Genomic DNA, 26243 nt, shown 5'->3' with positions numbered 1-26243 from the left:
GAGGGTCGCCCCGATACTGGACGTATCGGGGCGATCCCGACAACGCGGCTGGGGGCACCCCCACGCCCTTCAGGCAGTGGGGGAGTGCGTGCCAGACGCCGCCGGGCAGGCGGGACTTTCGAAACACGCCCTGGGTCCTGTCTGAGGGTCTCACGGGCAAGCGGCGGGCCCGGCCGGCGTCATCGACGTGGGCCGGGCCCGCCGCTTGTGTGCGTCGGGGCGGTCGGGCTGCCGTGCGTCAGCGTGACGCCTGGTGCAGCGTGATCGCCCGTTGCATCGCCTTGCGGGCCCGCGGGGTGTCACGGGCGTCGTGGTAGGCGACGGCGAGGCGGAACCAGCTGCGCCAGTCGTCGGGGGCGTCCTCCGTCTCGGCCTTGCGGCGTGCGAACACCGCGTCGGCGGAGTCGCGGTCGATACGGCCGCTGGGGGTGCGCTCCAGCTCGTCGACGGGCAGACCGCCCTCGGCGTCGAGTTCGGCGGCGAGCTGGTTGGCCCTGCGGACGAACTGGGTGTTCTTCCACAGGAACCACACGCCGATGACCGGCAGGATCAGCACCGCCACGCCGAACGTGACGGTCAGCAGCGTGCCGGCCCGGATGAGCATGACGCCGCGGCTGCCGACCAGGACGAAGTAGAAGACGAGGACGGCGGCCGTGAGGGCGTAGGAGAGCTTGGCGCGCATGACGGTGGGACTCAGTTCAGGTCGAGGAAGTGTTCCAGGCCGAAGGTGAGGCCCGGGGTCGACACCACCCGGCGGGCGCCCAGCAGGATGCCGGGCATGAAGCTGGTGTGGTGCAGGGAGTCGTGCCGGACGGTCAGGGTCTCGCCCTCGCCGCCCAGCAGGACCTCCTGGTGGGCGAGGAGGCCGCGCAGCCGCACGGCGTGGACGGGGACGCCGTCGACGTCCGCGCCGCGGGCGCCGTCCAGGGCGGTGGTGGTGGCGTCGGGGGCGGGGGCGGAGCCGGCCGCGCGGCGGGCCTCGGCGATGAGCTGGGCGGTGCGCGTGGCGGTGCCGGAGGGGGCGTCCACCTTGTTCGGGTGGTGCAGCTCCACGACCTCGACCGACTCGAACCAGGGCGCGGCGATCTGCGCGAACTTCATGGTCAGCACGGCGCCGATGGAGAAGTTCGGCGCGATGAGCACGCCGGTCTCCGGGGACTGCGCCAGCCAGCCCTTGAGCTGCGCGAGGCGCTCGTCGGTCCAGCCCGTGGTGCCGACCACGGCGTGGATGCCGTGCCGTACGCAGAAGTCGAGGTTGCCCATGACCGAGCCCGGGGTCGTCAGTTCGACGGCGACCTGGGCGCCGGTCTCCGCCAGGGTCTCCAGTTTGTCGCCCCGGCTCAGGGCGGCCACCAGCTCCATGTCCTCGGCGGCCTCGACCGCCCGGACCGCCTCGGAACCGATGCGGCCCTGTGCGCCGAGGACCGCCACGCGCAGCTTGCTCATGTCTTGCTTCCTTACCGAAGGTGACTTCCGAGGATGTCCGCCGTGGCCGGAGCGGGGTGTCAGGCCACGGCCTCGTGCAGACGGGAGGCCTGCTTGTCCTTGAGCGGGCCGATGACCGACAGCGACGGGCGCCGCCCCAGGACGTCGCGGGCCACCGCGCGGACCTCGTCCGGGGTGACGGCCGCTATCCGGGTCAGCATCTCGTCGACGGACATCTGCTCGCCCCAGCACAGCTCACTCTTGCCGATGCGGTTCATGAGCGCACCGGTGTCCTCCAGGCCGAGCACGGTGGAGCCCCTGAGCTGGCCGATGGCGCGGGCGATCTCGTCGTCGGACAGGCCGTGCTCGGCGACGTGGTCGAGTTCGTCGCGGCAGATCTTCAGCACGTCGTGCACCTGGCTGGGCCGGCAGCCGGCGTACACGCCGAACAGGCCGCAGTCGGCGAAGCCGGAGGTGTACGAGTACACGCTATAGGCCAGGCCGCGCTTCTCGCGGACCTCCTGGAAGAGGCGCGAGGACATGCCTCCGCCGAGCGCGGTGTTCAGGACGCCCATCGCCCAGCGCCGGTCGTCGGTGCGGGCGAGGCCGGGCATGCCGAGGACGACGTGGGCCTGCTCGGTCTTGCGGCCGATCAGCTCCACACGGCCGGCGGTCCGCAGGGCGCGCCGTCCGTCGCGGGGGGCGACGGGAGCGGCGTCGAGGTCTGAGAGGGCGCCGGCCCTCTCGAAGGCGGCGCGGACCTGGCGTACGACCTTGTTGTGGTCGACGTTGCCGGCCGCTGCGACCACGAGGTGGGTGGGGTCGTAGTGCTTCTTGTAGAAGCGGCGGATGCGGTCGGCGGTGAGGGCGTTGACCGTGTCGACGGTGCCGAGGACGGGCCGGCCGAGGGGGTTGTCGCCGAACATCGTGTACGCGAACAGGTCGTGCACGCAGTCGCCGGGGTCGTCCTCGGTCATCGCGATCTCCTCGAGGATCGCGCCGCGCTCGACGTCGACGTCCTCCTCGCGGATCAGCGAGCCGGTGAGCATGTCGCAGACGACGTCTATGGCGAGCGGCAGATCGGCGTCGAGCACGCGCGCGTAGTAGCACGTGTACTCCTTGGCCGTGAACGCGTTCATCTCGCCGCCGACGGCGTCCACGGCGGCGGAGATGTCCAGGGCGCTGCGGCGGGAGGTGCCCTTGAAGAGCAGGTGCTCCAGGTAGTGCGTGGCGCCGTTCAGCGCGGGCGTCTCGTCGCGGGAGCCGACGTGCGCCCAGATGCCGAAGGTCGCGGAGCGCACCGAGGGGAGGGTCTCGGTGACGATGCGCAGGCCGCCGGGGAGGGTGGTCTTGCGGACCGTGCCGATGCCGTCGTCGCCCTTGATGAGGGTTTGGGTACGGGCGACGGCCCGCGCCTTGGTGGAGGTGCGGGCCGTCGCCTTGGAGCCGTGGGACGTCACTGGTCGGCGTCGTCCTTCTTGTCGTCAGAGGCCGCTTCGTCCTCGCCCTCGATCACGGGGATGAGGGAGAGCTTGCCGCGGGAGTCGATCTCGGCGATCTCGACCTGGACCTTGGCGCCCACGCCGAGCACGTCCTCGACGTTCTCCACGCGCTTGCCGCCGGCGAGCTTGCGGATCTGCGAGATGTGCAGCAGACCGTCCTTGCCCGGGAGCAGCGATACGAACGCGCCGAACGTGGTCGTCTTGACGACCGTGCCCAGGTAGCGCTCGCCGACCTCCGGCATGGTCGGGTTGGCGATGCTGTTGATCGTGGCGCGGGCGGCCTCGGCCTGCGAGCCGACCTGGGCACCGATGTAGATCGTGCCGTCGTCCTCGATCGTGATCTCGGCGCCGGTGTCCTCCTGGATCTGGTTGATCATCTTGCCCTTGGGGCCGATGACCTCGCCGATCTTGTCGACCGGGATCTTCACGGTGATGATCCGCGGCGCGTTGGGGGACATCTCGTCCGGCGTGTCGATCGCTTCCATCATCACGTCGAGGATGTGGAGGCGGGCGTCACGGGCCTGCTTGAGGGCGGCGGCCAGGACGGAGGCGGGGATGCCGTCCAGCTTGGTGTCGAGCTGGAGGGCGGTGACGAACTCCTTGGTGCCGGCGACCTTGAAGTCCATGTCGCCGAAGGCGTCCTCCGCACCGAGGATGTCGGTGAGGGCGACGTAGTGCGTCTCACCCTTGATCTCCTGGGAGATCAGACCCATGGCGATACCGGCGACCGGGGCCTTCAGCGGCACACCGGCGTTCAGCAGCGACATGGTGGAGGCGCAGACCGAGCCCATGGAGGTCGAGCCGTTGGAGCCGAGGGCCTCGGACACCTGACGGATCGCGTAGGGGAACTCCTCGCGCGTCGGCAGGACCGGCACGATGGCGCGCTCGGCGAGAGCGCCGTGGCCGATCTCGCGGCGCTTCGGGGAGCCGACGCGGCCGGTCTCGCCGACGGAGTACGGCGGGAAGTTGTAGTTGTGCATGTAACGCTTGCGGGTCACCGGCGAGAGGGTGTCCAGCTGCTGCTCCATGCGGAGCATGTTGAGGGTGGTGACGCCCAGGATCTGGGTCTCGCCACGCTCGAACAGCGCCGAGCCGTGCACGCGCGGGATGGCCTCGACCTCGGCAGCGAGCGTACGGATGTCCGTGACGCCACGGCCGTCGATGCGCTTCTTCTCCTTGATCACGCGCTCGCGGACCAGCTGCTTGGTGAGCGAGCGGTACGCGGCGGAGATCTCCTTCTCGCGGCCCTCGAACTCGGGCAGAAGCTTCTCGGCGGCGAGCGCCTTGACGCGGTCCAGCTCGGCCTCGCGCTCCTGCTTGCCCGCGATGGTCAGCGCGGAGGCGAGCTCCGGGCGGACGGCGGCGGACAGCGCCTCCAGGACGTCGTCCTGGTAGTCGAGGAAGACAGGGAACTCGCCGGTCGGCTTGGCGGCCTTGGCGGCGAGGTCGGCCTGAGCCTTGCAAAGCACCTTGATGAAGGGCTTCGCGGCGTCCAGACCGGAGGCGACGACCTCCTCGGTCGGCGCCTCGGCGCCACCCTGGACCAGCTGGATCGTCTTCTCGGTGGCCTCGGCCTCGACCATCATGATCGCGACGTCGCCGTCCTCCAGGACGCGGCCCGCGACGACCATGTCGAAGACGGCGTCCTCGAGCTCGGTGTGCGTCGGGAAGGCCACCCACTGGCCGCGGATCAGCGCGACGCGGACGCCGCCGATCGGGCCGGAGAAGGGCAGACCGGCCAGCTGCGTGGACGCGGACGCGGCGTTGATCGCGACGACGTCGTACAGGTGGTCGGGGTTGAGCGCCATGATGGTGGCGACGACCTGGATCTCGTTGCGCAGGCCCTTCTTGAAGGACGGGCGCAGCGGGCGGTCGATGAGGCGGCAGGTGAGGATGGCGTCCTCGGAGGGGCGGCCCTCACGGCGGAAGAAGCTGCCGGGGATCTTGCCGGCGGCGTACATCCGCTCCTCGACGTCCACCGTCAGGGGGAAGAAGTCGAGCTGGTCCTTGGGGTTCTTGGAGGCGGTGGTGGCCGACAGCACCATGGTGTCGTCGTCCAGGTAGGCCACGGCGGAGCCGGCGGCCTGCTTGGCCAGGCGGCCCGTCTCGAAGCGGATGGTGCGGGTACCGAAGGCGCCGTTGTCGATGACGGCCTCGGCGTAGTGGGTCTCGTTCTCCACTAGCGTTTTCTCCGTTACTTGTCGTCTTTCGTCCCGTCCGCCCGTGTGGCGGGGGGACCGTGTCGGAGAAGCGCTCCGTCTGGTGCGGGCCGGTCTTCGATCGAAGCACCCGGGGCTCGTCGCCCGGGGGCCACTACCGAGGACCGGCGGCGGCGCGGTGCGCTCCTCCTGTGTCGTCGTGTGTGTCGTCCGTATTGCGTTGTGCTACCACACTACAAAGCGCGAGTGACACTCCGCATGTTTCCGTCCGACGGGTGCGTGCGTACGGCTGCGTGGACCGCTGTGTCGGTACGGCTGTGTCCGTACGACCGTGTCCGTACGACCGTGTCCGTACGACCGTGTCCGTACGACCGTGTGTACGGCAAAGGGAGCGGCCCCCGATCGTCACGGGAACCGCTCCCTTCACGGCGTCTTACTTGGCGCCGGCCGCACCGCGGCGGATGCCGAGGCGGTCGACCAGCGCACGGAAGCGCTGGATGTCCTTCTTCGCCAGGTACTGCAGCAGGCGGCGGCGCTGACCGACCAGGATCAGCAGACCACGACGGGAGTGGTGGTCGTGCTTGTGGGTCTTGAGGTGCTCGGTCAGGTCCGAGATACGACGCGAGAGCATCGCGACCTGGACCTCGGGGGAGCCGGTGTCGCCCTCCTTGGTACCGAACTCGGTGATGATCTGCTTCTTGGTAGCGGCGTCGAGCGGCACGCGTACTCCTCGTAGTCTCTGAAATGGCCACCGAGTGCCCCCGGTCTTTGTCTCGGGGGAGCTTCCGTTACTCGGGAGGCGGGGATCCGCTGGGCGCGTCCTCCAGTGCCGAGGGCTCCGGGGGTGCGTACACAAACGGCCGACAGACAGCGTACCAGCAGGCCGGGACCGCCCTGGCCGCGGCCTGCGAATCCCGCCGCCGGGGCGGACGCCGCCGCTAGGCTCGGCTGTTGGATCACCCACATGCCGGGAAGGGGTCGCTTCGCCATGGCGGAGGAAGTGAACGAGGACGTCAAGGCCCGCAAGGAGAGCGAGCGCGACGAGCTGTACGCGCTCGACATCTCAGACGTCGAATGGACGTGCGCACCGGGCACGGAGCAGCACGAGGAGCGCGTGGAGATCGCGTACCTTCCCGAGGGCGCCGTGGCGATGCGGTCGTCGCTCGACCCGGAGACGGTGCTGCGCTATACGGAGGCGGAGTGGCGAGCCTTCGTCCTGGGCGCCCGCGACGGGGAGTTCGACCTGGAACCGGCGCCGCACAACGGGGGGCTGGACGCCCAGAAGTGACACCGACAGGGCGGGCAGGCCGGCTGCGCACCGGCTTGCCCGCCCTGTCGTGTCGGTGGGTCAGGGCTGTGGCTTCTTGGCCGCGGCACTCTCGATGCCCAGTACCAGGTACACCCACTTCGGCTCGTTCGCGCCGGGGCCGCTGACCGATTTGGCGCCGAAGAACAGGCGGCCGTTCTCGACGACGATGTCGTTGAAATCGGTCGACGTGAGCTTCTCGGCCTCGGCGGGCAGCCCGAAGTAGAAGTAGGGGGTCTCCTTGCCGGTCTTCGGGTCCAGGGAGACGAGCGCGGTGGGTGTGATGCGGTCTTCGCTCTGGCGCAGCGCGAGGAGCTGGTCGCCGCTCATCCGAACCGGGTAGAGCTGGGAGTTGGTCCCGGACTCGAACTTCCTCGTGCTGTTTCCGGTGGCCAGGTCGAAGCCGATGATCCAGTTGCCGAGGGTCGCTCCGTCGGTTGTCGCCTCACTGCGCAGGAAGACCTGGCCGGCTCCGACGGCGATGGTCGGGCAGTCGTCGATGACGACGTAGTCGGAGAACGAGCACTCCCCCGTGTAGGTGCCCTGCTGAAGGCGGATGACGGCGCGGTTGCGGCCGTCGGCGTCCAGGGAGATCAGCTCGGTGAACCCGATGTCGCCCGCGGCCACGGCGATGACGGCCGGGTCCGTGGACGGGATCGCGACGCTGCGGACGCCCTTCGCCTCGGAGTGGGTCCACAGGGTGCGGCCCGTGGCCGGATCCACCTTGCGAACCTTGTATGTGATCCATTCGTGGGAGTCGACGGGCAGGGACTTGTCCCGGTTCCAGCACTTCTCCTCCACCAGGAGCGCGCCTCCGCCGGCGGCGCCGGCGTCCTGGCAGACACCGGCAGACTTGGTGCTCCACCGCGTCCTGCCGTGGTCCATGTCGTACGCGACGGTTCCGCCGCCCCAGGTCACGGCGACCGTCCCGTGCGTGAGGGTCACGCTCGGGGACTCCTGGACGTTGCCGTTGCTCGGGGCGCCCGGGGTGCCGCCGACCTTGGAGAAGGGGAACTCGTGGGACCAGATCTCGCGGCCGTTGTCGAGATCGACGAAGGTGACGTGGTTGCAGTAGGTCTTCTCCTCGTGCTCCCCGACCTCCTTGACCCGGTGAAGTACGGCTGTGCGGTTGTCACCGGTGACATGGCGCGTGTAGCCGCAGATCGGGCCGTCGAGGCGCAGCTTCCACTTCTCCTTGCCGGGCGAGGCGTCGGTGCCGATGGTCAATCCGACGAGGGTCCTGTTGATGCCCTTGGCGAGGATCTTGTCGGTGGCCCACATCCCGGGCGACTCGTAGCTCTCGCCGGGGCTCAGGTCGTCCACGGAGAACCGGAAGCCCATTTTGCCGTTCGTGCTCGCGGGTTGCTGCTCCACGGTGTCGCGGATGTCGAGCCGTCCCGGGGCGTCGGCCTTCGTCTTGTTCGAAGCTTCCGCCCCGGCGTCGGGGCCGCCCCACAGAAGCCATCCTCCGGCGCCCAGCGCTGCGACCAGGGCGACGGCGAGCAGGCTCGACAGCAGTGCGCGGCGCCGGCGTTTCTTCTTCTGGCTCTCGGCGGCGAGGGCGGATTGGGTGTAGATGGAGGGGGGTGGGCCGAAGCTCACTCGGGCGTCCTTTTTCTGCGGGCGGTCAGGAAGACGACGCCCTACTATGCCCGGCGGCATGCCCACCGGGCGGCGTGGGGTCGGGAGTTGGAGCTGGGTCCGGGCAATCGTGTCCGGCGGAGCGCCGCCAGGATCCTTGCGGGACGCGCTACTCCGGTGGTTCATCGCGACCACTTCTCTTCATGTTCTCCTCGGGTTGTTCACAGGCGTCGTTGGGAACCAGTACCGAAACGGGGGCGCGGTAGGGCACTTCGGGACCTGCCGTGACGTGTCGGACGGGTGCTCAGGGGTGGGCGGGCCTGCCCGGGTGGGGTGGCTGGTGATTAGGCTGGGAGCGGGCGCGGCACCAGAACCCGTGGACAGGTGGCCGGCGTCTCAGGGGGAGAGCCGGTGGCCGTATGACCCGCAGCGCGGGCGTGCACTGCTCGGACTTCCTCGGCATCGAACGACTTCGGACGACAAGAACTGGTCGCCCCGGCACGCGGCATGAGGGTGCTCGACCACACCAGGAGGAACTGTGAGCAGCGATCGGGACGGGATCCGCGGGGGCTGGGCCACACCCGGCGATGACCAGCCCGACGCGGAGTCCGCCGTCGAGGCGACGGGCGAGTTCACCATCGACTACGCGCCGCCTGCCTGGTACACGCAGAACGCGGCGGGGGCCGGCGGGGGGTCGGGGGCAGCGTCCCCTGCGGCTCCGGAGGCGGGGGCTGAGGGGGCTCCCCCTGCGGGCCCTGCGGCGGCTTCCCCGGCTGCGGGTCCTGCGGCGGCTCATCCTGCTGCGGGTCCCGGGGCTGCTCACCCTGCTGCGGGTTCCGGTTCGGACGTTGGGGTGGGGGCCGGGGTTGGTTCCGGTTCCGGTTCCGGGGCGGGAGACGGCTCGCAGCCTGGGGCGGCTGGTCCGGGGGTGCCCGGTGGGCAGTTCCCCGTCGACGGTCCCATTCCCGGGCTGGCTCCGCCGGCCCACGCGAACGTCTCCTCCGGGGCGCCGTTCACTCCTCCGCTTCCTCCCGTGCCGCCCACGCCTCCTGGGCCCGGGGCGCCCTTCGCTCCGCCGGCGGGGCCCGGGGCGCCGTTCACCCCGCCCGCGGCGAGCGTGCCCGGCCCGTTCTCGGGCACCGGGGTCGAGCCTCAGGGGGTGCAGTCCGGGGCACCGGGTGCCGTCGCCTCCTCCGGTGACGCGTCGGCCGACGCCGGGAACGGGGACCTCGAGAGCGGCGCCACCATGCGTTTCTCGGCGGCCGCTCTCAAGCGGGAGATCGCGGAGAACGCGGCCGCCGCTGCGTCCGCCGGCGCTCCTGATGGCGCCGATGCCTCGACTGAGGCGCAGGCCGCTGAGGCGGGTGCGGCCGGGGTCGCTGATGAGTCCGGTGATTCCTCTGCCGGCTCGACTGACCTGCCTGTAGCGGCCGTTGCCGAGGACGCGTCCGTGCATACAGCGGGCACCTCGGACGACGCCCAGGCTGCCGAGAGTGGACCGGACGCGTCGGCGCAAGCCCCGGCACACGTGGACGCTGGGGCCGAGGCGGGCGGCGGCGAGGAGCCCGCGGTAGCTGCCGTCTCCGACGATGCCTCGTCTCAGGGCGACGCCCCCGCCGACGCGCAGCAGACGCCGTCTGACGCGGCCCCTGCGGAAGCGGTCGAGCCTCAGGACGCGACTCCCGCGGCGGCCGTCAGCGAGCCCGCCGCGCCGCAGGACACGCCTGCAAGCGTCCCCGAAACGCAGGACGACCTCCAGGCGAGCGCCCCTGAACCGCAGCGCGACGTGGCGACGAACGCCGCCGCGCCGCAGGACGCCCCGCCCGCGGACCTCTCGGACGCCGCCGAGGCCCAGCCCCAAGCCACTGCGACTGCGAACGACCCCGGGCCGCAGCACCCCGCTCCCGCGAGCGTCGACGCGCCGGCCGCTCCGCCTGCCTGGACTCCCCCACCGGTGCCTCAGAGCGGGGTTCCGCCGCTGCCTCCGTCCTACCAGCCCGCCGCGCCGGCACCGGCCGCGCAGTGGCCGGCCCAGCCGCCGCAGACGGACCCGGCGGCCACCGCGCCGGTGCCGCAGCCGCCCGCGCCTCCGGCGGCCTGGAACCCGCCGCCCGCGCCACCGGCCGCTCCGCAGGCCGGTTACGGGTTCCCGCAACCCCCCGCGCCCCAGCAGCCTGGGCCCGCCGCGCAGCCTCACCCGCAGCAGGGTCAGGGCTTCCCGCTGCCTCCGGCGGCCCCACAGCCGCCCGCCGCGCCCAACCCCCAGACCGGCTACGGCTTCCCCCAACCCCCGCACCAGCAGCCCACCCCGGCACCGGCGGACGCGCCACAGCCTCCGGCGGCCAACACCCCGGACGGTTACGGCTTCCCCCAGCCGGCCGCCGCACCGCCGGTCAACGCCCAGCCCGGCTACGGCTTCCCCCAACCCCCGCACCAGCAGCCCACCCCGGCACCGGCGGACCAGACACAACCCCCGGCCCCGCAGCCGCCCGCCGCACCCACGCCCAACCCCCAGCCGGGCTACGGCTTCCCCCAGCCGGCCGCCGCACCGCCGGTCAACTCCCAGCCCGGCTACGGCTTCCCCCAGCCCCCGCACCAGCAGCCCACCCCGGCACCGGCGGACCAGCCACAGCCGCCCGCCGCGTCCGCGCCCAACTCGCAGCCGGGCTACGGGTTCCCGCAGCCCCAGCCGCCCATGGGGCACCCCCAGGCCCCGGAAACGCCCGGTGCTGCCCCCTGGGCTCAGCACGGCGCTCCTCCGTCCGACGTGCCTCAGGGTCCCCCCGCCGCCCAGCCCGTGGACCCCCGCGCCGGTGCAGCATGGCCGCAGCCTGTTCAGCATGATCAGCGGCAGATGGTCAACCCCGGTGCGGCGCCGCTGGGTTACACCGCGGCCGTGGAGCTGTCCTCCGATCGGCTGCTCAACAACAAGAAGCAGAAGGCGAAGAGCGGGCGGACCGCCGCCGCGTCCTCCCGGTTCAGGATCGGGGGGAAGCGTGAAGAGGCCGAGCGGCAGCGGAAGTTGGAGCTGATCCGGACGCCCGTGCTGTCCTGCTACCGCATCGCCGTCATCAGTCTCAAGGGCGGCGTGGGCAAGACCACGACCACCACCGCGCTCGGTTCGACCCTCGCCAGCGAGCGGCAGGACAAGATCCTCGCCATCGACGCCAACCCGGACGCCGGCACGCTCGGCCGCCGGGTGCGGCGCGAGACCGGGGCGACCATCCGTGACCTCGTCCAGGCGATCCCGTACCTCAACTCCTACATGGACATCAGGCGGTTCACCTCCCAGGCCGCCTCCGGTCTGGAGATCATCGCCAACGACGTCGACCCTGCCGTGTCCACCACGTTCAACGACGAGGACTACCGGCGCGCCATCGACGTCCTCGGCAAGCAGTACCCGGTCATCCTCACCGACTCGGGCACCGGCCTGCTCTACAGCGCCATGCGCGGGGTGCTGGACCTCGCCGACCAGCTGATCATCATCTCGACGCCGTCCGTCGACGGCGCGAGCAGCGCCAGCACGACGCTGGACTGGCTGTCCGCGCACGGGTACTCCGAGCTCGTCTCACGGTCCATCACCGTCATCTCGGGTGTGCGCGAGACCGGCAAGATGATCAAGGTCGAGGACATCGTCGGGCACTTCGAGACCCGCTGCCGCGGCGTCATCGTCGTGCCGTTCGACGAGCATCTCGCCGCCGGCGCGGAAGTCGACCTCGACATGATGCGGCCCAAGGTGCGGGAGGCCTACTTCAACCTGGCGGCCATGGTCGCCGAGGACTTCGTCCGGCATCAGCAGCTCCAGGGCCTGTGGACCAACGACGGCAACCCGCCGCCGGTCGCCGCCCCGCCCATGCCCGGACACCCCATGCCCGGCCAACACCCCATGCCTGGCCAACACCCCATGCAGGGGCAGCAGTTCCCCGGGCAGCCCATGCCGGGGCAGCCCATGCCTCCCGGCCAGCCGTACCCCCAGCAGCCCCCGCAGGCCCATCAGGCCCAGCAACCCCCGCAGTACCCCCAGCAGCCCGGCCAGCCCTACCCGCCGCAGCCTGGCCAGCCCTACGCCCCCCAGGCCCCGCAGGCCCCGCAGGCCCCGCAGGCCTATCCTCCGCAGGGGCAACCCGATCCGCAGCACTACCCGCAGCACCACCCGCAGCCCAACCCACCGCACCCGCACCCCGGTCACCCGCAGGGGCCGGACGGGCAGACCCCGCCCCCTCCCCCGCCGCACCAGCAGTGAGCCGTGACGGGTGAAGCATGAAGGGCGGCCGGTGTCCCAGGACACCGGCCGCCCTTCCTGTGCGCGCGTCGCGGCTATCCCGCCGCCGCCACCAGCTCCCGGCAGCGCTTCACGTCCTGCGCCATCTGCTCCAGCAGCCCCTCAAGGGACTCGAACTTCGCCTGGCCGCGGACGAAGGCGAGGAAGTCGACGGCGACGTGCAGCCCGTACAGGTCCAGGCCGACGCGGTCGATCGCGTACGCCTCCACCGTGCGCTCGGTGCCGTCGAACTGCGGGTTGGTGCCCACGGAGATCGCGGCCGGCATCGCCTCGCCGCCCGCGTGCAGCCAGCCGGCGTAGACGCCGTCGGCGGGGATCGCGGTGTGGGGCAGCGTCTCGACGTTGGCCGTGGGGAAACCCAGTTCACGGCCCCGCTGGGCGCCGCGCACGACCACGCCCTCCACCCGGTGCGGGCGGCCGAGGATCTCGCCGGCGCCGGTCACGTCCCCCTCGGCGACCAGGCGCCGGGTCAGGGTGGAGGAGAACGGCTCGCCGCCGCCCGCCTCGCCGGTCACGTACAGGTCGACGACCTCGACCTCGAAGTCGTAGACCTTGCCCTGCTCGGTCAGGAACTCGACGTCGCCCGCCGCCTTGTGGCCGAAGCGGAAGTTGGGGCCCTCGACGACCGCCTTGGCGTGCAGCTTGTCGACGAGGACCTTGACGACGAAGTCCGCGGGCGACAGCTTCGAGAACTCGGTCGTGAAGGGGAGGATCAGCACCGCGTCCACGCCCAGGTCGGCCATCAGCTCGGCCCGGCGGTGGTGCGGGGCGAGCAGCGGCGGATGGCTGCCCGGGCGGACGACCTCGCTGGGGTGCGGGTCGAAGGTGACGACGACGGAGGGCACTCCCAGGTCACGGGCGCGCTCGACCGCGTGCCGGATGATCAGCTGGTGGCCGCGGTGCACCCCGTCGTACGAACCGATGGTGACGACGCTGCGCCCCCAGTCCTGGGGGATGTCCTCCAAGCCACGCCAGCGCTGCACTGTGACCGCTCCTCGAACCCGTGTCCGTGTCGTACGTCGGTTGCTTCGTACGTGTGTTCGTCGACCGCTCACGCAGCGACCCGTACGCAGCTCTAAGAGTGCCATGCCGGGTGGCCCCGGCCCGCATCGGCATGGGTGCTGTGACTCGGCCCACGCACGGACGGGGCGTCACACGGGGACACGACGGACGGCGGACCGTTCTCCAGGGCGGCGCGGGCGGTGACACGGCGGGACAGCGCGGGCGCGCCGGCGTCGGCGAGGGCGTGCAGCAACGCGAGCGCGCCCTCGTGCGGAGTGAGCGCCCCGTGGTGACGATCCACGGCTTCCTCTTGCGGGGGATGCGCGTTATCGGCAGGGCGGGTGAGCAGCGCGCGGGCCGCGTCGCGCAGCAGTTCGCGGTCGGCGGCGGTGCGGGCGTGGGGCGCGACGCGCAGGGCGTACGCCGTGGCGGCGACGCGCCGGACCGGCCGTTCGTCGTGCGCCCAGCGGTGCACGGCCCGGCACAGTGCGGACGGTTCCTCCTCGGCCAGGACGGCGAGGAGCTCGTCGGCGCGGGCGTGGGCGCGGTCGGCGAGGAGTTCGACGAGGGCGTCCGGCGCCGTGTGCCGATGGGTGTGCAGCAGCGCCTGCGCGGCCGTCGCGACGGTGGCGTGCGGCGTCGCGGGCAGCGGGCGCTCGTCGTCGAACCAGAGGGTGAGCTGCGGCTGCACGGCGAGGGGGTCGGCGGTGAGGAGGCGGGCGACGGCGTCGAGGTAGCGGGGCGCGTCGGCGGCGCGCGGGGCGGCGTCGGCGACGACCAGCCGGCGCAGGAGGTCGAGACGGGCGTCGACGGGGAGCGCGAGCGCGGCCCAGAAGTCCGGGGCGAACTCGCTCGGCGGCTCGGAAGACGCACCCGGCGACTCGGAAGACGCACCCGGCGGCTCAGCAGCCCGGCCCCACGGCCCCGCGCCCCCCGTCGGCCCGCCGGATCGCCCCCGCCACCGCCACCGCCACCGCCACCGCGCCACGAGGTCGGCCAGCGGGCGCAGGACACCGAGGTACGGCGTGGCGTCCTGGACGCCGCGCAGAGTCTCGGCCAGCAGGCGCGCGGCCCACCAGGCGTCGGGGCCGGCCCGCAGCGCGGCCGTCAACTCCCCCAGCGCGTCGGAGAGTCGGCGTGGGCCGTGGTGGCGGGCGAGGAGCAGCAGGGCCTGGACGACGGGGCCGATGCGGTGGTGCGGGACGGGCAGCGGACGGGTGTCGTCGGGGGAGCCGCGGCGGCCCCGTCCGCGCACCAGGACGTTCAGAGCCCCGTCCAGGTCGAGATGGGCGCCCTGGATCCAGTCGGCGAGCTCCTCGTGGGCGAAGCGGTAACCGGAGCCCGCGGGCACGAAGAGGCCCTCGGCGAGGACGGCGGACGCCCAGCCGGTGCCGCCGCCGAGCCGGGCGGGCGCCGGCCCCCAGGGGAACACGGCCTCGAAGGCGGCGCGGTCCAGCGCTCCCTGGCCCGGTCCCAGGCTGCGCCGGGCCGCCTCGTGGACCTGTCCGGCCACCTTCGCCGCGAGCAGTCGTACGGCGGTGCCGCGCACGCCGTTCTCGGCGGCCAGCCGCACCGCGACGCGCAGGCACACCAGGTCCAGGTGGGCGGCGAGCACGGCGTCGCGGTCCACGGGGACGCCGGGGGCCTCGGGCAGGGCGGCGCGGACCTCGGCGTAGAGGCGCAGCGTGAGGGGGTGGCGGGCGTCGGCGTCGGTGAGCTCGGCGTCCGGGACGCCGTAGCGGGCGCGGGCCTCCCGCGCCTCGGCCGGGGTGAGATCGCCGAGGAGGACGCACGGGGGCAGCGCAGGGGCCGTACGGCCGTGCAGCAGCTCGGCGGGGTAGCGGGCCCCGGCCTCCTCCCAGTACTCGGCGCGGCACGCCACCACCAGCCGCGCCCCGGTCTCGCGCAGCCACCCGGCCGTTCCGTCGGCCCACTCCCGCAGGCGGTCCGCCGGGGCCGGGGGCATCTCCTCGGGTCCGTCGAGGAGCAGCAGCAGGGGGCGGCCGGCACTTCGGGCGAGCTGGGCGAGTCGCTCCGGGGTGAGCTCGCCGGGGTCGCCCTGGACCGGCCGGGAGGCGGTCACGATACGGGCCGCGCGGGTCAGCGCCCGCCGGGCCGCGTCCGCGATCGACGCGTCCTCCTCCCTGAGGTCGGCGCCGCGCAGCCACAGGGTGGGCGCCGGCCGGGGGTCCCGGGCGCGACGGGCGGCGAGCGCCGCGAGTTCGGTCGTACGGCCGCTGCCCGGCGCTCCGACGAGGGCGAGCACGGCCGCCGGGCCCTCGGTGAAGTCGGCGAACTCCCTTGCGATCACGGGGCGTTCGACCGGTGGGACCGCTGTGAGGAAGTCGGAGCCGACCGAGCTGGCCGTGAGCTCCAGCAGGGCCGCGGGGTTGAGGTCGGCGCCGTAGGCCGGGACCGTGGCCGCGTTGCGGGCGAGCAGGTCGGCGAGGGGGCCGTCGGAGGGGGCGGGGCGCAGCGGGACGGCGAAGCCGGCCTCGCGGTGGCCGGTGCTGAGGGCGGTGCCGAGGACGGCGACGACGGCGCCGGTCGCGGCGTCGAGCACCGGGCCGCCGGCCGCGCCGCCACCGCGCCGCAGCGCGTCCCGGCCGGCCGTGCCGATCGCCAACTCCAGTGCTCCGTGGAGGCGATGGGAGCCGTGCGCGGCAGTGTAGGTCGCGGGGGCCAAGGCCAGCACGCGGGCCTCACGCCAGCAGCCGGCGGTCAGCCGGACGTAGGCGCCCGCCTCGACGTGGTCGCGGACGGTGAGCGGCAGTGGCTCGCCGTCGAGCCCCTCGGTGTGCACGAGCGCCAGGCCGAACTCCGGCAGCGCGGTCACCGCGTCGGGGTGCACCGCGTGGCCGCTTCCGTCGGCGTCCTCCACGACGAGAGACGTCATGCCGTCGACGACCTCGTGGCCGGTGAGCACCGTGCCGTGATGGTCGGCGAGGAACCCGACGCCGCGCGGCCGGCCCAGGGGGTCGCGGAAGCGGACGAGGGAGCGGTCGGGGGGAAGGAAGGGGTGGTCGCCGGGGCGGGCTGAGACACCCGGACGGGAGGAGGCACCCGAACGAGGGGAGACACCCCCCGAACAAGAGGCGACACCCGATGCTCCGGTGCCGTCCGGGCGCGCGGTTTCGTCAGGGCGCGGGCGCCGTTCGTTCATCGTCGTACCCCTGCGCCCGTCCGCTTCCGCTGCTGTCTGCCGTGTGCCGTCCGCAGAGCGCTGCCGCTCCGCAGCCCGAACGGTAGGCCCGGAAAGATCGGCAGGACCAGCGCGCGAGGCGAACGCGCCCCCTTGCGCTCCCCGGGTTGACTCCGAGCGCCTGCCGGACGGGTGAATGAACGTGTCCCGTCGGACACAGCCTAGGGATGGGGGAACCGAGGGGGGACCGTGGAGCGGCGGCACAGCAGGCCCCGTGTGCCGCCGCTCCACGGGCGGTCCGGCCCGGAGGGTCAGCCGAGGACGGCCAGGCTCTTGGCCTTGCCCTTCTGTTCCTCCACCAGCGCGAGGAAACGGCCCTCCGGGTCGAAGACGGCCACGGCGCCGACCCCGGCGTACTCCTCGGGCATCTCCAGCCGGACGCCGTTCATGAGCAGCCGGGCCCGTCGGGCGTCGACGTCCCAGCGGGGGAACGCGGCCGCGGCGGCCTGGCCGATCGGCATCACGGTCAGCTCCTCCTGGAGCTGGTCGAGGGTGCGCGCGGAGTCCAGGCCGTAGGGGCCGACGCGCGTGCGGCGCAGCGCGGTGAGGTGGCCGCCGACACCGAGGCCGGCGCCCAGGTCGCGGGCGAGGGCGCGGATGTAGGTGCCGGAGGAGCAGACCACCGAGACGATCAGGTCCATGACGGGTGTGCCGTCCTCGGCGACGGCCTCCCGGACGTCGTAGACCGTGAACGACGAGACGGTCACCGGGCGGGCGGGGATCTCGAACTCCTCGCCCTCACGGGCCCGCTTGTAGGAGCGCACGCCGTTGATCTTGATGGCGCTGACCTTGGACGGGACCTGCATGATGTCGCCGGTCAGCTTGGCGACGCCGGCGTCGATCGCGTCCCGGGTGACCCGGGAGGCGTCGGTGGCGGAGGTGATCTCCCCCTCGGCGTCGTCCGTCACGGTGTTCTGGCCCAGCCGGACGGTCCCCAGGTACTCCTTCTCGGTGAGGGCGAGGTGCCCGAGGAGTTTGGTCGCCTTCTCCAGGCCGAGGACGAGCACGCCGGTCGCCATCGGGTCGAGCGTGCCGGCGTGGCCGACGCGGCGGGTCCCCGCGATCCCCCGCATCTTGGCCACGACGTCGTGCGAAGTGAAGCCCGACGGCTTGTCGACGATGACGAGGCCGTCGGGCGCGTTGTGCTTGCGGTTCATTCGGCGGCGTCGTCCGTCTCGTCCTCATCGGGCTTGCGGTACGGGTCGGCGCCGGCGGCGTACGCGGCGCCCGCGGACGCCTCGCGCACCTTCTCGTCGGACTGGCGCGCCTTGTCGAGGAGGTCCTCGATGGTGCGGGCGTTGTCCGGGAGGGCGTCGGCGACGAAGGCGAGCGTCGGGGTGAACTTCACGCCGGCGGCGCGGCCCACCTCGGAGCGCAGGATGCCCTTGGCGCTCTCCAGTCCGGCGGCCGCGGCCTTCCGCTCCTCGTCGTCCCCGTACACGGTGTAGAAGACGGTCGCCTCCCTGAGGTCACCCGTGACGCGGGTGTCCGTGATGGTGACGTGGGAACCGAGCCGCGGGTCCTTGATCCCGCGCTGCAGCTTCTGGGCCACCACCTCTCGGATGAGGTCCGCCAGCCTCTTGGCGCGCGCGTTGTCGGCCACTGGTCCGTCTCCCGTTCTTGTTCTTCTGCTTGCGTTGTGTGGTCCGTGTCCGGTCAGTCGTCTTCCCCGTGGAAGCGGCGTCTGACCGACAGCAGCTCCACTTCGGGGCGGCCGGCGACCAGCCGTTCGCAACGGTCCAGTACGTCGGTCAGGTGCTCCGCGTCACCGGACACCACGGCCAGGCCGACGACGGCCCGGCGGTGCAGGTCCTGGTGGTCCACCTCGGCCGCGCTCACCGCGTACTTGCGCTGGAGCTCGGCGACGATCGGGCGGACGACGGAGCGCTTCTCCTTCAGCGACCGGACGTCGCCGAGGAGCAGGTCGAAGGACAGAGTCCCCACGTACATGTGTACAGCCGGTTCACCCGCCGGCGCGGGATAGATGGCCCTGCCCTCCATGGAGCAGGGGCATCAAGAACGGTACCGCGTACGCGCCGGAGGCTCGACAGAGTTTCCGGCGGGTACGCCCGGGGGCGTGGGCCGCGGCACTGCCCATAACGGGCCGCTGGCCGACGGGACCGGGGTCCCGTCGGCCAGCAGCTTGCGCCGTGGGTGTCACACCCGCGGCTTCTCCCGCATCTCGTACGTCGCGATGACGTCGTCGACCTTGATGTCGTTGAAGTTGCCGAGGTTGATACCGCCCTCGAACCCTTCGCGGATCTCGGTGACGTCGTCCTTGAAGCGACGCAGTCCCTCGATGTTGAGGTTCTCCGCGACGACCTTGCCGTCACGGATGAGGCGCGCCTTGGTGTTGCGCTTGACCTCGCCCGAGCGGATGAGGACACCGGCGATGTTGCCCAGCTTGGACGACTTGAAGACCTCGCGGATCTCCGCCGTACCGAGCTCGTGCTCCTCGTACTCCGGCTTCAGCATGCCCTTCAGGGCCGCCTCGATCTCCTCGATCGCCTGGTAGATGACCGAGTAGTAGCGGACGTCCACGCCCTCGCGCTCGGCCATCTGCTGCGCACGGCCGGCCGCGCGCACGTTGAAGCCGATCACGATGGCGTCCGAGCCCATCGCCAGGTCGATGTCGGACTCCGTGACCGCACCGACGCCGCGGTGCAGGACGCGGATGTCGACCTCTTCGCCGACGTCCAGCTGGAGCAGCGAGGACTCGAGCGCCTCGACGGATCCGGAAGCGTCACCCTTGATGATCAGGTTCAGCTGCTGGACCTCGCCGGCCTTCAGCGCGGCGTCCAGGTTCTCCAGGGAGAACCTGCGCGTGCGCTTGGCGAAGGCCGCGTTGCGCTCGCGGGCCGCGCGCTTCTCGGCGATCTGGCGGGCGGTGCGGTCCTCGTCGACGACGAGGAAGTTGTCGCCCGCGCCCGGGACGTTGGTCAGGCCGAGGACCTGGACCGGCGTCGACGGGCCGGCCTCGGCCACGTTGTTGCCGTTGTCGTCGAGCATGGCGCGCACTCGGCCGTAGGCGTCGCCCACGACCATCGTGTCGCCGACCCGCAGGGTGCCTCGCTGGACGAGGACCGTCGCCACGGCGCCGCGGCCGCGGTCGAGACGGGACTCGATGGAGATGCCCTGCGCGTCCTGGTTCGGGTTGGCCCGCAGGTCGAGCGAGGCGTCCGCGGTGAGGACCACGGCCTCCAGCAGCGAGTCGATGTGCAGACCCTGCTTGGCGGAGATGTCGACGAACATGGTGTCGCCGCCGTACTCCTCGGCCACCAGGCCGTACTCGGTCAGCTGACCGCGCACCTTGGTCGGGTCGGCGCCCTCGACGTCGATCTTGTTGACCGCGACGACGATCGGGACGTCGGCCGCCTTGGCGTGGTTGAGCGCCTCGACCGTCTGCGGCATGACGCCGTCGTTGGCCGCGACGACCAGGATCGCGATGTCCGTCGACCGGGCACCACGGGCACGCATGGCGGTGAACGCCTCGTGACCCGGGGTGTCGATGAAGGTGATCGCGCGGTCCTCGTCGTTGACCTGGGTCGAGACCTGGTAGGCACCGATGTGCTGGGTGATGCCGCCGGCCTCGCCCGCGATGACGTTCGTCTTGCGGATGGCGTCGAGGAGCCGGGTCTTGCCGTGGTCGACGTGACCCATGACGGTGACGACCGGCGGGCGGACCATCAGGTCCTCCTCGTCGCCCTCGTCCTCGCCGAACTCGATGTCGAAGGACTCGAGCAGCTCGCGGTCCTCCTCCTCGGGGCTGACGATCTGAACCTCGTAGTTCATCTCGCCCGCGAGGAGCTGCAGCGTCTCGTCGGAGACGGACTGCGTGGCCGTGACCATCTCGCCGAGGTTCATCATCACCGCGACGAGCGACGCCGGGTTGGCGTTGATCTTCTCGGCGAAGTCGGTGAGCGACGCACCGCGCGACAGGCGAATGGTCTCGCCGTTGCCGCGAGGCAGCATCACGCCGCCGACCGACGGGGCCTGCATGGCCTCGTACTCCTGGCGCCTCTGCCGCTTCGACTTGCGACCGCGACGCGCGGGACCGCCGGGACGGCCGAAGGCGCCCTGCGTGCCACCACGGCCACCGGGACCGCCGGGACGACCGCCGAAGCCGGGACGGCCACCGCCGCCACCGCCCGGACCGCCGGGACGGCCGGCGAAGCCGCCGCCACCGCCGCCGGGACCACCGGGACGACCGGCGAAGCCGCCGCCACCGCCGCCGGGACGGCCGGCGAAGCCGCCGCCGCCACCGGGACGAGCGCCGCCGCCACCGGGACGACCGCCGCCGCCGGGACCGCGGCCGCCGGGACCGCCGCCGGGACGCGGGCCGGCAGCGGGACGCTGCGGCATCATGCCCGGGTTGGGACGCGGGCCGCCGGGACGCGGGCCGCCCGCGCCGCCCTGCGGACGCGGCATGCCGGCCGGGGACGGACGGGGACCGCCGGGAGCCTGCGGACGCGGACCGCCGCCCTGGGCGCCGGGCGCCTGCGGACGGGGGCCGGCGCCGGGAGCGCCGGGACGGGGACCGCCGGGGCCGCCCTGCGGACGGGGCGACTGCGGACGGGCCATGCCGGCGTTGCCGCCGGAGGTGAAGGGGTTGTTGCCCGGACGGGGACCGGCCGGACGGGCGCCCGGACGCGGCGAGCCGCCACCGGGACGCTGACCCTGCGCGGCCGGGCGCTGGCCCTGACCGCCCTGCTGACCCTGACCGGGCGCGGGACGGCCGCCGGGCTTGGGCGCGCCGGGGCGCGGACCCTGGGCGGCCGGCTTCGGGGCCGACGGGGCCGACGGCGGAGCGGTGAACTCCGGGGCGGCCGGGGCCGGACGCGGCGCGGGCCGCGGGCCCGGACGCGGGCCGGGGCTCGCCGGCGCGGGGCCCGACGGGGCGGACGGCGCCGACGAGGCGGCCGGAGCCGCGGGCGGCTGAGCCGTCGGGGGCTTGGGGGCAGCCGGCCGGGGTGCGGCCGGGCCCGGACGGGCCGCCTGCGCCGGGGAGGGCGCCGCGGGCCTGGGGGCGGCCTTGCGCGGGGCGGGCTTGGCGGACTTGCCGCTGCCGCCGCCCTGGAAGGCGTCAGTCAGTTTGCGTACCACGGGCGCTTCGATGGTCGAAGACGCCGAACGGACGAATTCACCGAGTTCTTGGAGCTTGGCCATGACGACCTTGCTCTCCACGCCGAACTCCTTGGCGAGTTCGTATACCCGGACCTTAGCCACTTCGCTCCTTTTAGGTCCGGGTTGCGGCCGGACCGTCGCTACTTCATGGGCGTACTCATCGCGTGCTCATCGAGTGCTCATCGCAATCTCGACCTACTTCCAACTCGCGGGGTACCTGGGCCGCGCGGGGGTTCCACGCAACGCTTCCTTACGGTGTTGCCTGATCGGCAACTGTCGTCTGCTCGACGTACCGGCGCAACGCCTTTGTGTCGAGCGCTCCCGGGGCACGCAACGCCCTCGTGAACGCCCGGCGGCGTACCGCCTGGTCGAGACAGACCGAGGCGGGATGCACGTACGCACCCCGGCCGGGCAGCGTACCGCGAGGATCGGGGACGCAGGCGTCCTCGACCGCCACGATGCGCAGCAGCTCCGTCTTGGCCGTGCGCTCCCGACACCCCACACAGGTGCGTTCAGGGCATGATCGGTCGTGCGTCCGGCCAGACACAGTTAAGTCTACCTCCCCGCGGCGCCCTCACCCCTTTGGGGCAGGATTCGAACAGTTGCCGCGCGTATAACTGACGTGATCTGAGCGTGCCGAGGCCTGGATCTATTCCCCGGCCTGCTCGGTATCGGGCCGGATGTCGATCCGCCAGCCGGTCAGCCGGGCGGCGAGCCGGGCGTTCTGCCCTTCCTTGCCGATCGCCAGCGACAGCTGGTAGTCCGGCACCGTCACGCGCGCGGAGCGGGCCGCCATGTCGACGACCTCCACCTTGGACACCCGGGCGGGTGACAGCGCGTTCGCCACCATCTCGGCCGGGTCGTCCGACCAGTCGACGATGTCGATCTTCTCGCCGTTCAGCTCGCCCATGACATTGCGCACACGACCGCCCATGGGGCCGATGCAGGCGCCCTTGGCGTTCAGACCCGAACGGGTGGAACGGACCGCGATCTTCGTACGGTGACCGGCCTCACGTGCGATGGCGGCGATCTCGACGGACCCGTCGGCGATCTCCGGCACCTCCAGCGCGAAGAGCTTCTTCACCAGGTTGGGGTGCGTCCGCGAAAGCGTCACGGACGGGCCGCGCACGCCCTTGGCCACCCGGACGACGTACGACCTCAGGCGCATGCCGTGCTGGTAGGTCTCGCCGGGGACCTGCTCCTGCACCGGCAGGATGGCCTCCAGCTTGCCGATGTCCACGAGCACGTTCTTCGGGTCGCGGCCCTGCTGGACCACACCGGTGACGATGTCGCCCTCGCGGCCGGCGTACTCGCCGAGCGTCGCGTCGTCCTCGGCGTCGCGCAGGCGCTGCAGGATCACCTGCTTGGCCGTGGTGGCGGCGATACGGCCGAAGCCGGACGGCGTGTCGTCGAACTCGCGGGGCTCCTGCCCCTCCTCGAGGTCGTCGGGGTCCTCCTTCGCCCACACGGTCACGTGACCGGTCTGCCGGTCGAGCTCCACGCGCGCGTGACGGCGGCTTCCCTCGGTGCGGTGGTAGGCGATGAGGAGGGCCGACTCGATCGCTTCGACCAGCAGGTCGAAGGAGATCTCCTTCTCCCTGACCAAGCCCCGCAGGGCGCTCATGTCGATGTCCACGGCTACGCCTCCTCCTCTTCCTTCATGTCCTTCGCGTCCTGCGCGTCTTGCTTGTCCTTGCGGTTGAACTCGACCTGCACGCGCGCCTTGTCGATGTCCGTGAACGCGATCCGACGGGCGGTGGGCTTGCGGCCCTTGACCCCGGGCACCTCGACGTCGACGCCTTCGTCGTCCACGGTGAGGATGCGGGCGACGAGTTCGCCGTCCTCGCGCAGCTGGAACTTCACCAGGCGGTCGGTGGCACGCACGTAGTGGCGGTGCTCGGTGAGGGAGCGCTCCGCGCCGGGGGTGCCGACCTCGAGGGTGTACTCGCCCTCGCCCATCGCGTCGGTCTCGTCGAGCTTCGCCGAGAGCGCGCGGCTCACATCGGCGATCTGGTCCAGGTCCGCTCCGGTGTCGGAGTCGACGACGACGCGCAGCACCCGCTTGCGTCCGACGGAGTCAACGGCGATCTCTTCGAGGTCCAGGCCCTGGGAGGCGACGAGGGGTTCCAGCAGTTCTCGCAGCCTCTCGCTCTGGGTGGTGCTCATCCGGGTGACTCCTCGGCCGCGTGTGCTGTTGTGGGATGGGTCGCGTGTCTGATCAAAGGGTATCGGGTCGCGGGGGGTGTTGCCGTCCACCGGGCGGTGCCGGTGACCGGCGGGGGGCGGGGGCGCGGGTACGGTGATCACGGGTGTGCCGCGCGTGAGCGGGCCCTGATCGGTGTTCCCTTCGAGTTCCCCGAGGACGTCTGCCGTGCCGTTCCCTCCGCCGCCGCGCACCCTGTCCGGGCCGCGCAGAAGAGCCCTGCTGGCCACCGCCGCCGGGACCGCCCTGCTGATGAGCTGCTCGGGGCCCGGGGACTCCGGCGAGGAGGGCCCGGGCGGCAGCCCTTCGGCGGCGGAGCGGGCACGCGCGCGTGCGGCCCGGGACAGCGCGGCGCTGGCGGCGCGGTACGACGCCGTCCTCGCCGCGCATCCGAGGCTGGCGGAGCGGCTGACGCCGCTTCGGGCGGAGGTGGTGCGGCACACGGAGGCGTTCGGGGGCGGCGCGACGGGGGCTTCGGGGCCTACGCCTTCCGGGGCTGCTTCGGCTTCCCCTTCGGGGGCGGCGCCCTCCGGGGCTGCTTCGGCCTCCCCTTCGGGGGCGGCGCCCTCCGGGACTGCTTCGGCGTCCCCTTCGGGGGCGGCGCCCTCCGGGACTGCTTCGGCGTCCCCTTCGGGGGCATCCGCTTCCGGGGCGGCCGCCGCCGGCCGTTCCGCACCGCCCGCCTCCGCGGCCGTTCCGGCGAACGAGAAGGACGCCCTCGCCGCGCTGGCCGCCGCCGAACGGACGCTGGCCGACAGCCGGGTCGCGGCCCTGGCGGGCCTGCCGGGCGAACTGGCCCGGCTGGTGGCCTCGGTGGCGGCGGCCGGGGCGGCGCACGCGTACCTGCTGACGGAGGGGACCCGATGAGCGGCTCACAGGGCACGGAGGACACCGCCCGGGCCACCGAGATGACGGCCCTGCAGGCCGCGCTGGCCGCCGAGCACGCGGCGGTGTACGGGTACGGGGTCGTCGGCGGGCGGATCGGCGAGCAGCGGCGCGCGGAGGCCCGTGCGGCGTACGACGCGCACCGGGCGCGCCGGGACGCTCTGATGCGTCAGGTCCGCGACCTGGGCGGTGTGCCGGCGGCGGCGAGCGCGGCGTACGCGCTGCCGTTCGCGGTGCCGGACTCCGCGGCGGCGGTGCGGCTCGCCGTGGAGCTGGAGGAGCGCGTCGCCGGGGTCTACTCGGACCTGGTGCGGGCGGCCGGGGGCGCGCGGCGCCGCGAGGCGGCCGGGGTGCTGCGGGAGGCGGCGGTCCGGGCGGTGCGCTGGCGCGGCGGGAGCGTAGCCTTCCCTGGTCTGGCGGAGCGGGCCGGCCCGGCCCCGGATCCGGCCGCCACGGGTGCCGGAGCCTCGGCCACGCCGGCGCCCACTCGATGACGGCTGACGCCGGCCGGGCGGCTGGAGCCGGGCGGAAGCGGACCGGCGGCCCCGCACCGCTGAGCATCGAGTACCACTGAGCACGCACGAAGCACGAAGCACCACCGGATCCAGCAGCACGACCACGAAGGGACGGCTCGCGCATGGCTTTCGAACCGCCGCCGCGTCTGGTCAGGGCGCTCGCTGAGACGGCGCCGGACGGCGACGAGTGGCTGGCGGGGCTGCCCGAAGCGGCCCGACAGGCCGCCGCTCTACGCGAGTTGACCGTGGAGCGGGTGCAGGTGCCGGGCGGGCGCAGCAGCCTCGTGGTGCTGGTGCGGTACGCGGACGGCACGCCGGCGGTGCTGAAGCTGGCCCCGCCGCGGTTCCGGCCGGAGGCCGAGCGGGCCGCGCTCGCGCACTGGGGCGGGCTGGGCGCCGTGCAGCTGAAGGAGGAGCCGGCCGGCGAAGGGGTGCTGGTGCTGGAGCGGCTGCACCCCGATGTGTCGGTGCGGTCGCTGCCGGAGGCGAAGGCGCTGCTGGAGGCGGCGGGGACGCTCAGACGGCTGTGGGTGGAGCCGCCGGCCGGGGAGTCGTTCGAGACCGTCGCCGAGCGGACCGGGCGGCAGGCGGAGGCGATGCGCAGCACCGCGGCCGGCCCCGAGGCCGGTGCGCTGGTGGACGCGGCGCTCGCGGCGCGTGCGGAGTTGCTGGCCGCGCCGCCCGAACACCGGCTGCTGCACGGGACGTTCCGGCAGAGCAAGGTGCTGGCGGGTGAGCGGATGCCGTGGCTGGCCGTGGGCCCCGATCCGGTGGTGGGCGAGTGCGCCTTCGACCTGGCCCGGCTGGTGCGGGACCGGGTGGAGGATCTGATCGCCTCGTCGTCCGGGGCGTCGATCACGCGCCGGCGGGTGCGCAAGCTTGCGGACTCGCTGGACCTGGACCAGGAGCGGGTGCGGGGCTGGACCCTGTTCCGGGCGGTCGAGTCAGGCGTGCGCGCCCTCAGGGTGGGGCGGCCCAGGGACGCCGAACTGCTGCTGGAGTTCGCCGGCTGGCTCTAGGGGCTGTCGGGCGGATCAGGTCGCAGGAAAGCAGCGGG

Annotated in this window: 20 protein-coding genes; 5 read left to right on the top strand and 15 right to left on the bottom strand. The window is 72.8% G+C overall.

Going from position 1 to position 26243, the window contains the following annotated elements; all coding sequences use genetic code 11:
- Positions 1-238 precede the first annotated feature (238 nt).
- The 5 genes from ACFYXA_RS31515 to rpsO all read right to left on the bottom strand — a co-directional run bounded on the left by ACFYXA_RS31515 (position 239) and on the right by rpsO (position 5807).
- On the bottom strand, positions 239-682 hold the full coding sequence (locus ACFYXA_RS31515) for a hypothetical protein (protein ID WP_130444872.1): 444 nt from the start codon (positions 680-682) through the stop codon (positions 239-241).
- A gap of 11 nt (positions 683-693) precedes the next feature.
- Entirely contained in the window at positions 694-1446 is a 753-nt protein-coding gene (gene dapB, locus ACFYXA_RS31510; RefSeq protein ID WP_351096078.1) for a 4-hydroxy-tetrahydrodipicolinate reductase, read from the bottom strand.
- Between the two features lie 59 nt (positions 1447-1505).
- The gene (locus ACFYXA_RS31505) at positions 1506-2885 is read right to left on the bottom strand and encodes a M16 family metallopeptidase (protein WP_389039294.1); all 1380 of its coding nucleotides are present in this window, start codon (positions 2883-2885) and stop codon (positions 1506-1508) included.
- Complete coding sequence (locus tag ACFYXA_RS31500; RefSeq protein WP_352252958.1) at positions 2882-5107, bottom strand: polyribonucleotide nucleotidyltransferase; 2226 nt, start codon at positions 5105-5107, stop codon at positions 2882-2884. The genes ACFYXA_RS31505 and ACFYXA_RS31500 overlap by 4 nt, the downstream gene beginning before the upstream one ends.
- A gap of 412 nt (positions 5108-5519) precedes the next feature.
- The gene (gene rpsO, locus ACFYXA_RS31495; protein WP_130444864.1) at positions 5520-5807 is read right to left on the bottom strand and encodes a 30S ribosomal protein S15; all 288 of its coding nucleotides are present in this window, start codon (positions 5805-5807) and stop codon (positions 5520-5522) included.
- 267 nt (positions 5808-6074) lie between these two features.
- Here rpsO and ACFYXA_RS31490 point away from each other — a divergent pair, with 267 nt between their 5' ends.
- Positions 6075-6374, top strand: coding sequence for a DUF397 domain-containing protein (locus ACFYXA_RS31490; RefSeq protein WP_389039289.1), 300 nt, complete (start codon positions 6075-6077; stop codon positions 6372-6374).
- A gap of 60 nt (positions 6375-6434) precedes the next feature.
- Here ACFYXA_RS31490 and ACFYXA_RS31485 read toward each other — a convergent pair whose 3' ends face one another.
- Positions 6435-7994: a PQQ-binding-like beta-propeller repeat protein gene (locus ACFYXA_RS31485; protein WP_389039286.1), complete on the bottom strand. Its 1560-nt coding sequence runs from the start codon at positions 7992-7994 to the stop codon at positions 6435-6437.
- Positions 7995-8511: 517 nt separating this feature from the next.
- On the opposite strand from ACFYXA_RS31485, the gene ACFYXA_RS31480 reads away from it, so the two are divergent.
- Positions 8512-12216 (top strand): SCO5717 family growth-regulating ATPase, encoded by a 3705-nt coding sequence (locus ACFYXA_RS31480; RefSeq protein WP_389039283.1) that lies wholly within the window; start codon positions 8512-8514, stop codon positions 12214-12216.
- A 74-nt stretch (positions 12217-12290) separates the two neighbouring features.
- Here ACFYXA_RS31480 and ACFYXA_RS31475 read toward each other — a convergent pair whose 3' ends face one another.
- The 9 genes from ACFYXA_RS31475 to rimP all read right to left on the bottom strand — a co-directional run bounded on the left by ACFYXA_RS31475 (position 12291) and on the right by rimP (position 23749).
- Positions 12291-13238, bottom strand: a complete 948-nt coding sequence (locus tag ACFYXA_RS31475) for a bifunctional riboflavin kinase/FAD synthetase (protein WP_351096049.1) — start codon at positions 13236-13238, stop codon at positions 12291-12293.
- A 92-nt stretch (positions 13239-13330) separates the two neighbouring features.
- The gene (locus ACFYXA_RS31470; RefSeq protein WP_389039279.1) at positions 13331-16420 is read right to left on the bottom strand and encodes a trypsin-like peptidase domain-containing protein; all 3090 of its coding nucleotides are present in this window, start codon (positions 16418-16420) and stop codon (positions 13331-13333) included.
- Positions 16421-16710: 290 nt separating this feature from the next.
- Positions 16711-17616, bottom strand: a complete 906-nt coding sequence (gene truB / locus ACFYXA_RS31465) for a tRNA pseudouridine(55) synthase TruB (protein ID WP_389039276.1) — start codon at positions 17614-17616, stop codon at positions 16711-16713.
- A complete protein-coding gene (rbfA, locus tag ACFYXA_RS31460; protein WP_351096043.1) occupies positions 17613-18062 on the bottom strand; it encodes a 30S ribosome-binding factor RbfA in 450 nt (149 codons plus the stop codon). Before rbfA ends, truB begins: the two co-directional genes overlap by 4 nt.
- Positions 18063-18115: 53 nt before the next feature.
- A complete protein-coding gene (locus tag ACFYXA_RS31455) occupies positions 18116-18409 on the bottom strand; it encodes a DUF503 domain-containing protein (RefSeq protein ID WP_130444850.1) in 294 nt (97 codons plus the stop codon).
- 207 nt (positions 18410-18616) lie between these two features.
- Positions 18617-21685 (bottom strand): translation initiation factor IF-2, encoded by a 3069-nt coding sequence (infB, locus tag ACFYXA_RS31450; protein ID WP_389039271.1) that lies wholly within the window; start codon positions 21683-21685, stop codon positions 18617-18619.
- 148 nt (positions 21686-21833) lie between these two features.
- Entirely contained in the window at positions 21834-22130 is a 297-nt protein-coding gene (locus tag ACFYXA_RS31445) for a YlxR family protein (RefSeq protein ID WP_130444846.1), read from the bottom strand.
- A gap of 102 nt (positions 22131-22232) precedes the next feature.
- Positions 22233-23219: a transcription termination factor NusA gene (gene nusA, locus ACFYXA_RS31440; RefSeq protein WP_130444844.1), complete on the bottom strand. Its 987-nt coding sequence runs from the start codon at positions 23217-23219 to the stop codon at positions 22233-22235.
- Between the two features lie 2 nt (positions 23220-23221).
- On the bottom strand, positions 23222-23749 hold the full coding sequence (gene rimP, locus ACFYXA_RS31435) for a ribosome maturation factor RimP (protein WP_352253699.1): 528 nt from the start codon (positions 23747-23749) through the stop codon (positions 23222-23224).
- Positions 23750-23954: 205 nt separating this feature from the next.
- Here rimP and ACFYXA_RS31430 point away from each other — a divergent pair, with 205 nt between their 5' ends.
- The 3 genes from ACFYXA_RS31430 to ACFYXA_RS31420 all read left to right on the top strand — a co-directional run bounded on the left by ACFYXA_RS31430 (position 23955) and on the right by ACFYXA_RS31420 (position 26205).
- Complete coding sequence (locus tag ACFYXA_RS31430; RefSeq protein WP_389039266.1) at positions 23955-24653, top strand: hypothetical protein; 699 nt, start codon at positions 23955-23957, stop codon at positions 24651-24653.
- Entirely contained in the window at positions 24650-25165 is a 516-nt protein-coding gene (locus tag ACFYXA_RS31425; RefSeq protein WP_389039264.1) for a ferritin-like domain-containing protein, read from the top strand. Before ACFYXA_RS31430 ends, ACFYXA_RS31425 begins: the two co-directional genes overlap by 4 nt.
- Before the next feature lie 143 nt (positions 25166-25308).
- The gene (locus ACFYXA_RS31420; protein WP_389039261.1) at positions 25309-26205 is read left to right on the top strand and encodes an aminoglycoside phosphotransferase family protein; all 897 of its coding nucleotides are present in this window, start codon (positions 25309-25311) and stop codon (positions 26203-26205) included.
- Positions 26206-26243: the final 38 nt, after the last annotated feature.

The organism is Streptomyces sp. NPDC002566 (assembly GCF_042889585.1).
In the GTDB taxonomy this organism is placed as follows: Bacteria; Actinomycetota; Actinomycetes; order Streptomycetales; family Streptomycetaceae; genus Streptomyces.
Note: the sequence above shows the minus strand (reverse complement) of the source record. Positions and strands in the feature narration are given on the sequence as shown.

Excerpts from the sequence above, each read along its gene's own strand:
- truB (WP_389039276.1), bottom strand. The coding sequence starts at position 17,616 with ATGAACCGCAAGCACAACGCGCCCGACGGCCTCGTCATCGTCGACAAG.
- ACFYXA_RS31425 (WP_389039264.1), top strand. The coding sequence starts at position 24,650 with ATGAGCGGCTCACAGGGCACGGAGGACACCGCCCGGGCCACCGAGATG.
- ACFYXA_RS31515 (WP_130444872.1), bottom strand. The coding sequence starts at position 682 with ATGCGCGCCAAGCTCTCCTACGCCCTCACGGCCGCCGTCCTCGTCTTC.
- ACFYXA_RS31470 (WP_389039279.1), bottom strand. The coding sequence starts at position 16,420 with ATGAACGAACGGCGCCCGCGCCCTGACGAAACCGCGCGCCCGGACGGC.
- rimP (WP_352253699.1), bottom strand. The coding sequence starts at position 23,749 with ATGAGCACCACCCAGAGCGAGAGGCTGCGAGAACTGCTGGAACCCCTC.
- dapB (WP_351096078.1), bottom strand. The coding sequence starts at position 1,446 with ATGAGCAAGCTGCGCGTGGCGGTCCTCGGCGCACAGGGCCGCATCGGT.
- ACFYXA_RS31455 (WP_130444850.1), bottom strand. The coding sequence starts at position 18,409 with ATGTACGTGGGGACTCTGTCCTTCGACCTGCTCCTCGGCGACGTCCGG.
- ACFYXA_RS31490 (WP_389039289.1), top strand. The coding sequence starts at position 6,075 with ATGGCGGAGGAAGTGAACGAGGACGTCAAGGCCCGCAAGGAGAGCGAG.
- ACFYXA_RS31420 (WP_389039261.1), top strand. The coding sequence starts at position 25,309 with ATGGCTTTCGAACCGCCGCCGCGTCTGGTCAGGGCGCTCGCTGAGACG.